Here is a 13,089-nt window from a genome sequence, read left to right on the forward strand (position 1 = left end):
AGCGATTCGTTTCTTGGGGTCACAACGTTGTTGCATCGTTTTGGGCAAAGCTAATCCAATACCCGCCATCGCTTTTGTCATTTTATCGTTATTCATGCCTGCGGCGGACATCGTGGGGGCAGCGGCTTCGACCACTGGGGCTAAATCCTTCACATCCAATTCATTAAAGTCGGGTAGTGTAATGTCAGAAATGGCGGTGGTTCGAAAAGTTTGCTGGGTAGTGGGTTGTGCTTTTTTCTGTCTTTGCATCAGTTTGACCACTTTTTGTTTTTCCTGTTTTTGTGCGGCAGGTGCTGTACCTCCGTCGGAAAAGTCGGAACTCCCTTCCCCGCTCAGTGCGAGTCCCATCATCATTCCCCAAATGGATGACATTATAATGGTCAGCATAAGCAAAGAAACAAGGAGGCTATTGAGTAAGCGATACTCGCGCATGTACTTACTAAAAGCACCTTCGAGGGGAGGTGCAACCGTAACGGATTGATGATCCTCTAAATAATCTTCTTGGGGAGTTTGGTTTTCTTCGGGGTAAACTTCTTCTTGGTCCATGTGACCAAGTAATCAAAACCGTAATTAGTTTACAATAAGAATTTAAACTTTCGTCGTGGGCATGTACCGATAGTAAACTTCAAGCATCAAAATAGCCATGGTTGTTCGGTATACATCCGAGTCACCATGAAAATGGTTACCATGGGGCCAATGTCCGTCTGCTGCTTGGTTGGAAGTAACTGTTTTTTGAAAATCCTTATTCCACGCTTTCCAGAATTTGGAACCTCCTGATACGCCGGTTGCTTGGAAACAGGCTTGTGCGTTGTAATACCAGCCATACACATCGACCTTACTCCATTCTGTAATCACCGCTTCATTCTGTACAATCCATTCAAGACCTTTTTCGGCTTCTTCTGACTTGGCATTTTTCCATATTTGCAGGGAAAGGACTCCCGTTCCGGTAAGACTGGCTTTTCCTCCCTTTCCTCTTTGATAAGCAAACTTACCCGCCTTGTCCTGGCATTCTTTGACATATTTAATCGCTTTATCCATCGCCTCATCTAATCCACTGATTTCAATTCCGGTGTATGCCGCTGCTTTGAGTGCTTGGATATTCCATCCCGCAACAGATAAATCTGTGTGAGCCGCTGGGCCTTTTCCGTATGCATAGGCCCACCCACCATTTTCATTTTGTCCCTTGATTACAAGTTCGGCAGCCCGTTTTGCATAAATTTCCAATTTTTTAATCTTGGTCATCGTGTAAGCTTCGCACAGAGCATAGGTACGAATAGGGTGCGAATAGGAACCACGGTTTCCTGCTCCCACGGGTTCGTCGGGAGGCATGGAGGTAATATATTTTATCGCCTTTTGTACGGTGGGGCCAAAGTCGGGGGAATCTTGAAGCTCACAATGACCGAGGTAACAAAGAAGAGCCATTCCTGTCATTGCTTTTTTGTGATGAGCGTCCGCCTTGATGGGCTTTCCTGCTTCATCTTTATCTTTTGCTCCCCAAGAACCATCTTCGCTCTGTGTTGCCTTAAGCCAGTTGAGGCCTTTGACGATTGCGGTTTCCGTCATTGTTTTCCCGCCCCCCGATTTTAATCGGGCGATTCGTTTCTTGGGGTCACAACGTTGTTGCATCGTTTTGGGCAAAGCCAATCCAATACCCGCCATCGCTTTTGTCATTTTATCGTTATTCATGCCTGCGGCGGACATCGTGGGGGCAGCGGCTTCAACCACTGGGGCTAAATCCTTCACATCCAATTCATTAAAGTCGGGTAGTGTAATGTCAGAAATGGCGGTGGTTCGAAAAGTTTGCTGGGTAGTGGGTTGTGCTTTTTTCTGTCTTTGCATCAGTTTGACCACTTTTTGTTTTTCCTGTTTTTGTGCGGCAGGAGCCGTACCTCCGTCGGAAAAATCGGAATTCCCTTCCCCACTGAGTGCGAGTCCCATCATCATCCCCCAAATGGAAGACATTATAATGGTCAGCATAAGTAAAGAAACGAGGAGGCTATTGAGTAGTCGATACTCGCGCATGTACTTGCTAAAAGCTCCTTCAAGGGGAGGTGCAACCGAAACAGTTTGTTGTTCCTCGAGATACTCTTCTTGAGGGATTTGGTTTTCTTCGGGGTAAACTTCTTCTTGGTCCATAATTGTAAAAATATATAAAAAAGAGTATTTTCAACATGAAACATGAATGGGATAAGGTCAAGTATGCAGGAATATTTATTTCTATTAAATTCTTTCCTTTTGAACCGAGCACACTTAAATTATGTTGTTAGCAAGATGGTAACACTTTTTTCAAACTTTAGTTTTGGTAGAAATTTTTTAATTACTATTTTATTTTTTACAGTGGCTACTTCGAATTCATTAATTGCGGAGGATAATGCTAGTAATTTACCGTCGATCAAAAAAGTAAAAGAGGGAATTTATGATTTCGGTGGAATTATAATTGATCGTAAATCCAATTCCGTTTCAATTCCTGCAATTTCAAATCAAGTCAATGGACTGGTAGAGTATGGGGTGGTTCATGAAGATGGAAAGATTCATGAATCCCTCTTTCGTACTTCAGTAAGACCGCAAATTTTTCACACCTCGCTCTTGCTTCTCAAGTTCAAGCCCGTCGAAGGCTTCTTTCAGAATTTATGGAGTGATGATCCAAAATCCATCGATTATTCTGAGAATTGCTTTGAAATTTTAGTTTCGTGGGAAATAAACGGAACAAATTATGAAAAAGAAATAGAGAAATTATCGATTAACCAGAATAGAAATGGACCGATAGAAAAGAAATCATTTATTTTTACCGGTTCCAAAATGATAGAAGGAACTTTTTTGGCGGAATCTTCGGGTTCTATTCTTGCGATCTACGCCGATGAAAGTGCCGTTATGAATAACAGTGACTACGATAGCTCGAATGACGATGTATGGATCGCAAATAAGCAAGAGATGCCTCCTTTGGAATTGCCTGTTTTGATTCGCTTCCACTTGCCTCAATAAAGGTTTTGAGTTATTTTTAGAAGATAAATTATGAATACAATAAAAGGTTTTTTTCGAGTAAGTTTATTTTTCTTTGCCTGCGGGTTTACTCCTTTACTTGCCGATCAATCTACCTCGATAAAATTAGAGATTGAGCGGGCCATTGGAAAGGGAGTGAAGTGGCTTAACCAGGAACAAAACGGGAGTTCAGGTCATTGGGGAGAAGCAGATTACCCTGCCTTAACTGCTCTCGCACTTCGTGCAACTATGGGGCATCCAGATGAGTTGGTTGTGGCCCAATATTCTGCCAATCAAATGAAAGGCTTTTCATTTTTACTCTCAAAGGTTCAATCCGATGGAGGAATATACGGAAAGGGCTTGGCTTGTTACAATACCTCCATTTGCATGATGGCATTATTACAGTCTAAGAATCCCGAATATGAGAAAATTATTCAAACCGCGAGGCGTTTTCTTATCAATCAACAATCAGATTTTGATCAAAAAGGGGTGGAGGATAATACATTCGATGGAGGAGTAGGGTACGGATCCCGTTGGGCACATTCCGATCTTTCCAATACCCATCTGGCGATGGAAGCTCTTTTTTATGCCAAAAAATCACTCCAACCTAAAGAGGGTGAGAATCTAGACTTAGATTGGGATGCCGCGATTTCTTTTGTGAGTAAATGTCAAAACTTATCCGCTACGAATAAAGAAAAATGGGTGAGCGAACATGCTGAAGATAAAGGGGGGTTCGTTTATTTCCCAGGAAGCAGTATGGCAGGGGAAAGAGAGGGGGAGAATGGTTCAGTAGCATTACGCTCTTATGGCAGCATGAGTTATGCGGGATTGCTTAGCTTTATTTACGCCGAAATGGACACTTCTGATCCTCGCTTACAAGCGGTTCGGAAATGGTTGGAGGAAAATTACGATATAACAGAAAACCCTGGGATGGGGCAGCAAGGTTTATATTATTATTACCATACAATGGCGAAAGCTCTTTCTTTGAGCGGAGTCGAGACTGTGTTAGATAAGGAAGGAAAAAAGAAAGATTGGCGAAAAGAATTGGCTTTAGAGTTATTGAATAAACAGAATCCTGCTGGATACTGGTTGAATGAAAATGGAAGATGGTGGGAAAGAGACCCAATTTTGGTTTCCTCCTATGCATTACTTGCTTTGGAAAGAGTTTATTACAGCCTCTAATTACTCCCTTTCTTCTGTTATTACACTCATTGTACGATGAAAGCTTGGTTTTTTTTACTTTGTTTTTTATTAGAACTAATTCCTTTGTTTGGGGGCGTTAAAGACCTTCCTCAATTTGCAAAATTGGATACGGATTTTGTTTATTTTAGTTTAAAAAAAGAGGATTCTCGCGAAGTTGTTATGAAAAAGCTTCGAGAGGGAGGCTTTTTACAAATTTACGAGGAACGGGATAAGGAATTGGTTAAATGCACACTTCGATTGAATAATTTCCGATATTCACTCGCGGCAAAATTAAAAAAAGATAAGCTCAAGTTTTGTTTGATTGAAGGGCAGAAAGGTTGGCAATTTTCATTTTATGAAGATGTGGTTCAGCCTCAATGGGAAAACCTCAGGGAAATGGTAATAAAAACATACGGAGTAAAGAGAGAACATCGAGATTTCCCCAATTTGAATGATGTTCCCCTAAATGACGAAGGAGGTTATCTGACTGACACATGGGATCTGAGTGATCGTTTAATCATACTGACAATTCAACTTTTTGAAGTGAAGGACTGTTGCACTAATCAAATGGTGGAGTATTCTTGCTGCACCCTGCTCATACAGCCCAAATAAAAGACAAACGAATGGGAATTTTTTCAAAATTTAAAAAAGGATTTCAAAAAGGGGCTTCTCTTATACATGGTGCTTTTGATACCCTTTCAGGGAAGGGAAGAGTCGATGAAGATAGCTTGCTTGAAATTGAAGAGGCATTTTATGGGAGTGATTTTGGGGTCGAGACAACAGAAGAGATTTTAGACTCTATCCGAGAAGCTCATCGAACTGACAGAGAACTCAGAGCAGAAGGAGTCGGGGAGATTGCCCGTAAGGTTTTGCGTACCACTTTGGAGGGGGCAGAGGGGGTTGATAATTTAGGCAACTCGGTCAACAAGCCTGAGGTTCTTTGTTTAATTGGAGTCAATGGTTCCGGTAAAACTACCACTTGCGCAAAATTGGGTTATCAATTAAAGACGGCAGGGAGGAAGGTAATTCTCGGAGCCTGTGATACTTTTCGTGCTGCTGCGACCGAGCAATTAAAGGCATGGGCAGACCGTTTGGAGTTAGAGGTTGTTTCCGGTCATCATGGTGCAGACTCTGCCGCGGTTGCATTTGATGCTTATTCTGCAGGCGAATCTCGTGGGTATGACTTAGTTATTATTGATACCGCTGGCCGGCTTCATGTGAAAGAAGGCTTAATGGATGAATTAGCCAAGATGAAGAGAGTGCTTGGAAAACGAAATGAGCAGGCACCCCATCATTCTTGGTTGGTTGTGGATGGATCAACGGGAATAAATGGAATTGAACAAGCCCGTGTCTTTAATGAAAAATTTGGTATTACTGGTTTAGTAGTAACTAAGCTAGATGGATCTTCAAAAGGGGGGGCATTAGTGGCAATTTACCGAGAGCTTAAAATTCCAATATTTTATGTTGGACTGGGTGAGTCTGCCGATGATTTGCAACCCTTTTCAATAGAGCAGTATCTAGACTCCATCTTACCTGATGTAAAAATGGAATCCGTCAATTAATCTTTCCCTTGATTAGAATAACAAAGCAATAATGAGTGAAAATGTACTCAAGACTTTAAATGTAGGGCTTGGTGAACGGTCCTACCCGATTTATATTGGTCGGGATTTAGGATCCTTGATTAACCAGGCATCCAGTAAATACTTGGGCCAAGGTAAAAAAGTGGTTTCAATAACGGATAGTGGATTAATAAAAAAAGCACCTTTATTTGCCAGCGAATTTCTTAATTCCGTTCCTCATTTAAATTTACCGAGTGGAGAAACGACCAAGTCAATCGAGCATTTGTCCAATATTTGGAATTTTCTTGCCGATCAAGGGATCGATCGATCGGGAATCCTGTTCGCACTTGGTGGTGGAGTAACTGGAGACCTTGCGGGGTTCGCCGCCGCTTCTTATTTGAGAGGAATTGATTTTTATCAAGTACCCTCTACCTTACTGGCAATGGTGGATAGTTCAGTCGGAGGGAAAACGGGGATCAATTTAAAAGCGGGTAAGAATTTAGTTGGAGCATTTCATCAACCCAAGGCTGTTTTTATTGACCTGGACTGTTTGAAGTCGTTACCAAATCGAGAATTTTCTGCTGGTATGGCGGAGGTTATTAAATATGGACTTCTTGGAAATAAGGAACTTTTTACTCGCCTTCTTTCCTTTTCCTCACCCCTTCACTCGGAATCAGAAGAACTGCCAGGAATTATAGAATCCTGTTGCTTGGACAAAGCCAGAATTGTTGAAGATGATGAACGTGAAACGGATGGTGCGCAGGGGGGGCGTGCACTGCTCAACCTTGGCCATACTTTTGCCCATGCAATCGAAGCAGTGTCGGGGTACGGGAAATATCTTCACGGGGAAGCGGTTTCCATTGGTTTAGTCTGTGCCCTTCGTTTATCGAGACGGAGAGATTATTGTACCAGTCAGGACGAGTCATCTTTGGAATCTCTACTTCAATCTTATCAATTACCAATTCAGCTTAATTCAAGCTTAGCAATTTCTGAGCTTATGAATGCGATGCAATCAGATAAAAAAGTATCGGCAGGGAAAATTCGTTTTGTTATGCTTAAAAAATTGGGTGATTCATTTGTTACTTCCGATATATCTGAAGCTGATGTAGTTGAAGTTTGGAAGTCGGTGGGGGCGACTTAACCTTTTTTTTCAATGGATATTGAACACGACTTGATGGAAGCTTACTTCGAAAGTAATGGCTTTCTGGTTCGCCAAGCAGGTCGAGTGGAGTCCGTTACAGTACGAAAAAAACCGGAATCTGTAATGACTCTGGCTATTTTTAATCCTGCTGTTTCAGAAAATTCTGCCTCTCTTGGCCTTCGTTTATACACCGGTGACCTCATTAAAATTCGATCCGCGTTAGTTTCTTCAATTGGGTGGGGGAATTCAGAATTTGTAAATGGAATGCTTGATAATGATGGATTATTAGTAAAGTTTTTTAAAAAAGAGGTAAAAGAAAATAGGATTCAGTCTGCTTTTAATCCAGGCCCTGAACTTGCAGAAAGTGGAATGGGGGCATTTTCTCGTCTCTTGATTGTTCCAGCACTCCCTCGAAATGAAGCTAAATTAAGTGACGTTCTTACCATGCTCCAGGGAATTGGCGTGGATGGTGTGTTGACATTACGATCTATGCTTGAAAATTTACTTAGACAATCCGAACCGGGTAAGAGTTATCCGGGAAAACCATTTTTTCAGGTCTTAAAATTATTAAAAGCCTACGAACTTACTAAAGAACCGCAGCTTGAAATGTTTTAATAACTAATGACAAATTCTATTCATCCAACCTCCATTGTGGATCCTCTTGCAAAGCTTGGGGAAGGTTGCACGGTAGGCCCGTATGCAATTATTGAGGAAGGAGTAGAAATGGGAAGCAATTGTGAGATTGAAGCCCATGCCATTATCAAAAAGTGGACAATTTTAGGAAAAGAGATCAAGGTTGGCCATTTTGCAGTAATTGGTGGCGACCCCCAGCATCTAAGCTTTGATTCTTCAATCCAGTCTCACGTTCAGGTGGGAGATAATGTTCGGGTGGGAGAAGGAGTTACGATTCATCGTTCGATCTATGCAGGCGGAGTAACTCACATTGGGTCAAAATCATACTTAATGGGATATTCTCATATAGGACATGATGGAAATCTTGGTGAGGAGGTAATCTTAGCAAATGGAGCATTGATTGGAGGTCATGTATCCATTGGTGATCATACATTTATCGGCGGTGGTGCGGGTATTCATCAATTTGTGCGAATTGGGCAGGGAGTAATGATTGGCGGATTGGCAGAGATTTCTAAGGATGTTCCTCCCCATCTTACTATTTCTGGGCGTAATTTAGCCTATGGCCTCAATTTAATTGGTATGAAAAGAAGACAGATTTCGAATGAAGATACAAAAGCCTTAAAGCATGCTTACCGATCGGTTTTATTGAAAAGGGGAAACCCATCACTTAGTGCCAAAAATTGCCTGGAGGACAGTATTATTTCTTCCAGTACTCTGGCAAAAGAGTTTGTTGAATTCTTTTTACTGGGGGGGCGCGGCTTTGTGAAAAGCAAATCCCAGGCATAGCAATCTAAACATGTTGTACTTTATCTCTTCCCCTATTATAAATTAATCATGCAATCTGCTTTGGAATTACCTTCAGGGGTGAGAGAAGGAAATGAAAAACTTGTGAAAGTATCTCCTTCCGCGTCCACAAAAATTTTTCAGTTAATTGAAAGGGAAGGGAAGGGCGACTATTTACGCATTCGAATCACAGGAGGAGGGTGTAATGGACTGTCCTATAAAATGAAGTTTATTGCGGAGTCTAAAGAAGGAGATATTTATGTACTCAGTGAGGGAGTTCAACTATTAGTTGATTCCAAAACAGCGTTATACTTGAGGGGAACAACTTTAGAATACTCCGATAAAATGGTAGCCGGAGGGTTTAAATTTTCTAACCCTAATGCAAAAGCAAGTTGTAGTTGTGGTGAAAGCTTCAATCTTTAGTGAGTAAATGAAGAATAGGCTTGCTTAAAAGGGGTTAATCTTATCAATTTAAAACTTTATATTCTATTATCATTAATTTGTAACTCTTGACAATTTCTAATCGCAGCTAGCCCACATGGTTAAAAAACCAAGTGGAAAAAATAAAAAACGGTATCAAAACCGTGATTACATTCGAAAGAATGATAAGATTCGAGCAAGAGAGATTCGGGTCATTGGTCCTGATGGTGGAATGTTAGGCGTTATGCCCCCAGAGGAGGCACTTAAAATCGCCAAGTCTCACCATCTTGATTTAGTAGAAGTTGCCTCGAAGGCGATGCCTCCAGTTTGCCGAATCCTTGAATTTGGTAAATACAAATACGAATTAAGTAAGCAAAAGAGAAATAAAGAAAAAACTTCCAAGCGAGTGAAGGAAGCCAAGTTTAGACCAAGGATTGAAGAACACGACTACATTACAAAACTTCGTCGATCTGAAAAATTTCTTCACCAAGGAAATAAGCTTAAAATTACTTTGATGTTTCGTGGTAGAGAAATGGAACATAAAGACCTTGGGATGAACTTGGTCAAACAAGCGATAAAAGATTTAGTGGGGGTCGGTAAGGCGGATGATACCCCCAAGCTTAACGGCAGATTTATTATTGTGAGCTTGTCACCTCTTCCACAGCACCAAAGAGTACTGAAATACAACTCACTTGATGAGATTGATGGTGAGGACGAAGAAGATGATTCCAGCGAAGACTTTGAAGAAGAGGAGTCAGAAGAGACTTCAGATTCTGAAAAGTAGTCCACACCTTCCTGATTTACCCCCTCCAAAACAATGGATTGGAAATTCTTCCTGCTTGTGGCCAGCGGAGGAGCCATTGGTTCAGTTCTTCGTGGATTAATTTCCTATTTCTGTCGGTCATGGTTACCATGGCCAACCATACTGGTCAACGTACTGGGGGCTTTTTTAATTGGCATTTGTATCAAGCACTGGGAGCAAAACAGTGAAAGCGAACTGTTTCGTGCATTTTGGATTATTGGTTTGTGTGGAGGCTTTACCACATTTTCAACCTTTGGCCTTGATGCACTCAATTTTTTAAAGTCTGCCCAATGGGGGAACGCTTTTATTTATATTATATTAAATTTTTTGGGTACACTGTTGGCAATTTACTTAGGATTCCGTCTCTACTCCTGGGCTAGTTCTTAACGCTCTTGTCCCTTGCTTCAGGAGATTCTTTATGGCAGATTGGTAAGAGTGATTATTAGAACCATATGGATAGCCTTTTTGTGCAGCTCCTTGATTTATGGATCGGTTGCGCCTAATCCATTTTTGAGACCCGGTTCAAATCGAAAACCTCCCCCCCCGGTTAAACCAGTTTTCAAACCCAAGAAGATCATCAGACCAAACTTCGCCCAGGAGGTTGAATTTAAAGGTTATTTTATTCTTAAAGGCCAAGTTTACTTTTCTGTCTTCAATAAAAAAGTGAATCATGGCGAATGGATTACCATTAATGAAAAAACCTACGAAGATTTTTTGGCTCAAGAATTTGATATAGAATCGGAAACGCTCACTATTTCCTATGAGGGACAGTCTTTTGAACTGAAACTGCTCGAGTCAAAATCTGGGTCAAGCCTTCCGCCTTCAAGTAATAGAAGTCCAGTTCCACCTAAATCTATTCCTAAGGTTAGCCAATCTAGTTCACCCAAAGTGATGCCCCCTAAGCCAAGATCTAATCCTGTTATTCCTTCTTTTTTAGTTAATAAACCTATCGGTAATCGATTTCCCGGTGCACGGGTAGGGCCATCATCGGGGGGTGGTTCAGGCAGTAGTTCCCGGGCGATGCTTCCAGGCCTTCCTTATCCTGGATTTGTACCACGGAGGACAATATCTGCAAATCCTAGTTCGCCCATTTCTAATCTCCCTTCTAATCAAGCAAACACTTCTAGTGCGGGCGGTTCTGGTTATAACTCTCGCACCTCAACGAATTCAGGTAATCCAGAGAGTTCTTCTGGCGGGTCGGGCAACCCATCCATTTCCAGTGATACTGGGCAAGGTGGAAATATTGATAATGGTATTGATTTGGATAGTCTTCCACCACCACCACCACCACCCAATATTTTACCACCCAGTCCTCCGCCCAACCTTCTTCCTGCGCGTGAAGATTAAAAGAATTGTATCATTTTATTTTTTATTTTTTTTAACTCTTTCTTCTTTTGCGAAAGAAAGAAGGATTGGAAAGCTAGACAGTGTAAACTGGGATGATTACTTTAATTTTGGTTCCAATATTTATCCCTATAATGCAGGCACGGCATATCCTAGTTTTTCTTGTGTAGGAGCAGTTGTATCAGATGACCTTTATGGTACTGGAACTTTAATCGCACCCAATTTGGTAGTAACAGCGGCCCATGTTTTAAAAAACACTTTATTTGACCCTACTCCCAACCCTTCCTCTTGGGAGTTTATTTTGCATGCCGATTACGAGAATGCCTCTGATGATAAGAAATATGCCGTTGATTCAATCCATCTTCACCCTGCTTGGGTCAAACGCTTAGATCAGAAAAAAGGAATGGGCGACGGTGACGAGCTTGGGGTTGATATTGCCCTCGTTGTTCTAAAGACCCCAGTTGTGGGAGTATATCCTGCAAAACTTCCCAATGGAGCCGCAGAATTAATCGGTGGTAAAGTAGTACTTGCTGGATACGGAACATTAGTGGATGGAATTTCAGGAGTAAGTGACAACAAGAACAGCATTAGGGTAGGGGGAGAAAATACATTAGATCGTGAGGTGATAGAAGTAAATGCTCCAGAGGTTGATTCCTCGGAGAAAGGCGGGCTGCTCGCGGTCGATTTTGACTCACCTCAACAAAGCAACAATACATTAGCGGACGGTACTGCTCAGGTAGGTTATTTAGGTACAGGTGTAAGTTCGCCATCCCCGCTTGCGATGGAAGCAAGTTCTGCCGTTGGAGATAGCGGAGGGCCTGCATTTATGTACGATAATCAAGCTTGGAGAACGGTGGGGGTGGTTTCTTATGGAACCTCAGACTCTACCTATGGCGATATTACCATCTATACTCGAGTGGCGAGTCAGTTGGAGTGGATTCAGACTTATTTATCAAAATGGGCACAGGCTAGGCAGACCGCATATTCAGGTTGGGTTGAGCTGGACTGGTTTGGATCATTTTATGCCTTGCCGAATAACTGGGTTTTTCACCCCGGGCATGGGTGGTTTTATTCCTCTACTACCGATGGAGAATCCTTGTGGGGTTGGCAAGAAGACCACCTAGGATGGTGGTGGACTGGGCTTGGAGTTTATCCTTATTTGTACTCCACCGGTTTGGATAAATGGATTTATGTAAATATTTCTAAATCTACCCAGGATCTACTTCAATATTATGATTATGATCTCGCTGCATGGGTGGATTATAATCGATCACATTGAAATGTAACTCGCACTTTTGATGAAATTTTTTATAAGCTTTTATAAATGGATCCAATTCTAAGCATTTTTAAAAAGCGGGAACTTTTGTGGCAGTTTTTACTTCGTAATGTCAAACAAAGACATCGTGGTTCGGTCTTAGGTGCTTTTTGGTTAATTGCCAATCCTTTGCTGATGCTGGGACTTTATGTTTTTGCATTCGGGATAGTTTTTGGGGGTCGCTTTACGGATTCCCCTGATGAGTCCACCCTCGATTATGCTTTGGGGGTGTTTTTGGGATTAAGTGTACTTGGATTGGTTTCTGGAACCATTGGAGTTTCTCCAGGAATTATTGTTGGACAGCCAAATTTTGTAAAAAAAGTAGTTTTTCCATTAGAGATTCTTCCAACAGCAATGATTGGAGCTTTAAGTTATGATTTACTTATAGGTTTAGGACTCTGTTTGACCGGTATTTGTTTTTTAGGTTCAGGAATTTCTCAAAACTTTTTACTCATTCCAATTATTATCGGACCAGTATTTTTAATTGCTCTTGGCTTTTCATGGTTTTTTTCTGCCTTAGGTGTTTTCATACGTGATGTTAACCATTTAGCCTCATTTCTTGGTTTAGCATTACTGTATGCAAGCGGAGTTTTTTATTCTGCCGAAAAGGCAAAAGTAGCTGCACCTGAAATATGGAAATTTTTACAATGGAATCCACTTTTACAAATTATTGATTCCTTACGAAAAGTGACCATTTGGGGTAGTCATCCTGATTGGGGAGCAATTGGATACGCTTGGTGTTTTGGGATTGTTGTTTTGCTGGGTGGTTCCTGGTTTTTTAATCGATTAAGGCCAGCCTTTGCGGATGTTCTGTAATCATTCTTGGTAGAGGTTTTTTGCCACTAATTCCCATGAATGTATAACAGCCCACTCCTTGCCCGCATCTCCTAATTGCGCCCTGAGAGTCTCATCCACGAGCAAAGTTTTTAAA

At 41.5% G+C, this 13,089-nt stretch carries 14 protein-coding genes and 1 pseudogene; 13 read left to right on the forward strand and 2 right to left on the reverse strand.

What is annotated here, in order from left to right; all coding sequences use genetic code 11:
- Window positions 1-546, reverse strand: a pseudogene (locus ACKPQ5_RS05840) (hypothetical protein); the annotation flags it as partial.
- Window positions 547-588: 42 nt separating this feature from the next.
- Window positions 589-2,136, reverse strand: a complete 1,548-nt coding sequence (locus ACKPQ5_RS05845) for a prenyltransferase/squalene oxidase repeat-containing protein (protein WP_407678160.1) — start codon at window positions 2,134-2,136, stop codon at window positions 589-591.
- A gap of 201 nt (window positions 2,137-2,337) precedes the next feature.
- Here ACKPQ5_RS05845 and ACKPQ5_RS05850 point away from each other — a divergent pair, with 201 nt between their 5' ends.
- From ACKPQ5_RS05850 to ACKPQ5_RS05910, 13 genes are all read left to right on the forward strand, one after another.
- Complete coding sequence (locus tag ACKPQ5_RS05850) at window positions 2,338-2,982, forward strand: YdjY domain-containing protein (protein WP_407678161.1); 645 nt, start codon at window positions 2,338-2,340, stop codon at window positions 2,980-2,982.
- A gap of 30 nt (window positions 2,983-3,012) precedes the next feature.
- The gene (locus ACKPQ5_RS05855) at window positions 3,013-4,161 is read left to right on the forward strand and encodes a prenyltransferase/squalene oxidase repeat-containing protein (RefSeq protein ID WP_407678162.1); all 1,149 of its coding nucleotides are present in this window, start codon (window positions 3,013-3,015) and stop codon (window positions 4,159-4,161) included.
- Window positions 4,162-4,341: 180 nt separating this feature from the next.
- Window positions 4,342-4,773, forward strand: coding sequence for a hypothetical protein (locus tag ACKPQ5_RS05860; RefSeq protein ID WP_407678163.1), 432 nt, complete (start codon window positions 4,342-4,344; stop codon window positions 4,771-4,773).
- A gap of 11 nt (window positions 4,774-4,784) precedes the next feature.
- Complete coding sequence (gene ftsY / locus ACKPQ5_RS05865) at window positions 4,785-5,723, forward strand: signal recognition particle-docking protein FtsY (protein ID WP_407678164.1); 939 nt, start codon at window positions 4,785-4,787, stop codon at window positions 5,721-5,723.
- A gap of 31 nt (window positions 5,724-5,754) precedes the next feature.
- Complete coding sequence (gene aroB / locus ACKPQ5_RS05870; protein ID WP_407678165.1) at window positions 5,755-6,861, forward strand: 3-dehydroquinate synthase; 1,107 nt, start codon at window positions 5,755-5,757, stop codon at window positions 6,859-6,861.
- Between the two features lie 12 nt (window positions 6,862-6,873).
- Window positions 6,874-7,476 (forward strand): hypothetical protein, encoded by a 603-nt coding sequence (locus tag ACKPQ5_RS05875; RefSeq protein WP_407678166.1) that lies wholly within the window; start codon window positions 6,874-6,876, stop codon window positions 7,474-7,476.
- A 6-nt stretch (window positions 7,477-7,482) separates the two neighbouring features.
- Window positions 7,483-8,280 carry an acyl-ACP--UDP-N-acetylglucosamine O-acyltransferase gene (lpxA, locus tag ACKPQ5_RS05880; protein ID WP_407678167.1) on the forward strand — a complete coding sequence of 266 codons (798 nt, stop codon included), beginning with the start codon at window positions 7,483-7,485 and terminating at the stop codon, window positions 8,278-8,280.
- Between the two features lie 48 nt (window positions 8,281-8,328).
- Window positions 8,329-8,700 carry a HesB/IscA family protein gene (locus ACKPQ5_RS05885; protein WP_407678168.1) on the forward strand — a complete coding sequence of 124 codons (372 nt, stop codon included), beginning with the start codon at window positions 8,329-8,331 and terminating at the stop codon, window positions 8,698-8,700.
- A 115-nt stretch (window positions 8,701-8,815) separates the two neighbouring features.
- A complete protein-coding gene (infC, locus tag ACKPQ5_RS05890; RefSeq protein ID WP_407678169.1) occupies window positions 8,816-9,481 on the forward strand; it encodes a translation initiation factor IF-3 in 666 nt (221 codons plus the stop codon).
- A 33-nt stretch (window positions 9,482-9,514) separates the two neighbouring features.
- Window positions 9,515-9,886 carry a fluoride efflux transporter FluC gene (locus tag ACKPQ5_RS05895; RefSeq protein ID WP_407678170.1) on the forward strand — a complete coding sequence of 124 codons (372 nt, stop codon included), beginning with the start codon at window positions 9,515-9,517 and terminating at the stop codon, window positions 9,884-9,886.
- A 48-nt stretch (window positions 9,887-9,934) separates the two neighbouring features.
- Entirely contained in the window at window positions 9,935-10,846 is a 912-nt protein-coding gene (locus ACKPQ5_RS05900; RefSeq protein WP_407678171.1) for a hypothetical protein, read from the forward strand.
- The gene (locus ACKPQ5_RS05905) at window positions 10,836-12,122 is read left to right on the forward strand and encodes a S1 family peptidase (RefSeq protein ID WP_407678172.1); all 1,287 of its coding nucleotides are present in this window, start codon (window positions 10,836-10,838) and stop codon (window positions 12,120-12,122) included. The genes ACKPQ5_RS05900 and ACKPQ5_RS05905 overlap by 11 nt, the downstream gene beginning before the upstream one ends.
- A gap of 45 nt (window positions 12,123-12,167) precedes the next feature.
- On the forward strand, window positions 12,168-12,974 hold the full coding sequence (locus ACKPQ5_RS05910) for an ABC transporter permease (RefSeq protein WP_407678173.1): 807 nt from the start codon (window positions 12,168-12,170) through the stop codon (window positions 12,972-12,974).
- Window positions 12,975-13,089: the final 115 nt, after the last annotated feature.

The sequence above is a fragment of the Candidatus Seribacter sulfatis genome (genome assembly GCF_964187635.1).
Classification (GTDB): domain Bacteria; phylum Verrucomicrobiota; class Verrucomicrobiia; order Opitutales; family Seribacteraceae; genus Seribacter; species Seribacter sulfatis.

Excerpts from the sequence above, each read along its gene's own strand:
- ACKPQ5_RS05845 (WP_407678160.1), bottom strand. The coding sequence starts at position 2,136 with ATGGACCAAGAAGAAGTTTACCCCGAAGAAAACCAAATCCCTCAAGAA.
- ACKPQ5_RS05885 (WP_407678168.1), top strand. The coding sequence starts at position 8,329 with ATGCAATCTGCTTTGGAATTACCTTCAGGGGTGAGAGAAGGAAATGAA.
- infC (WP_407678169.1), top strand. The coding sequence starts at position 8,816 with ATGGTTAAAAAACCAAGTGGAAAAAATAAAAAACGGTATCAAAACCGT.
- ACKPQ5_RS05855 (WP_407678162.1), top strand. The coding sequence starts at position 3,013 with ATGAATACAATAAAAGGTTTTTTTCGAGTAAGTTTATTTTTCTTTGCC.
- aroB (WP_407678165.1), top strand. The coding sequence starts at position 5,755 with ATGAGTGAAAATGTACTCAAGACTTTAAATGTAGGGCTTGGTGAACGG.
- ACKPQ5_RS05875 (WP_407678166.1), top strand. The coding sequence starts at position 6,874 with ATGGATATTGAACACGACTTGATGGAAGCTTACTTCGAAAGTAATGGC.
- lpxA (WP_407678167.1), top strand. The coding sequence starts at position 7,483 with ATGACAAATTCTATTCATCCAACCTCCATTGTGGATCCTCTTGCAAAG.
- ACKPQ5_RS05895 (WP_407678170.1), top strand. The coding sequence starts at position 9,515 with ATGGATTGGAAATTCTTCCTGCTTGTGGCCAGCGGAGGAGCCATTGGT.
- ACKPQ5_RS05860 (WP_407678163.1), top strand. The coding sequence starts at position 4,342 with ATGAAAAAGCTTCGAGAGGGAGGCTTTTTACAAATTTACGAGGAACGG.
- ftsY (WP_407678164.1), top strand. The coding sequence starts at position 4,785 with ATGGGAATTTTTTCAAAATTTAAAAAAGGATTTCAAAAAGGGGCTTCT.
- ACKPQ5_RS05910 (WP_407678173.1), top strand. The coding sequence starts at position 12,168 with ATGGATCCAATTCTAAGCATTTTTAAAAAGCGGGAACTTTTGTGGCAG.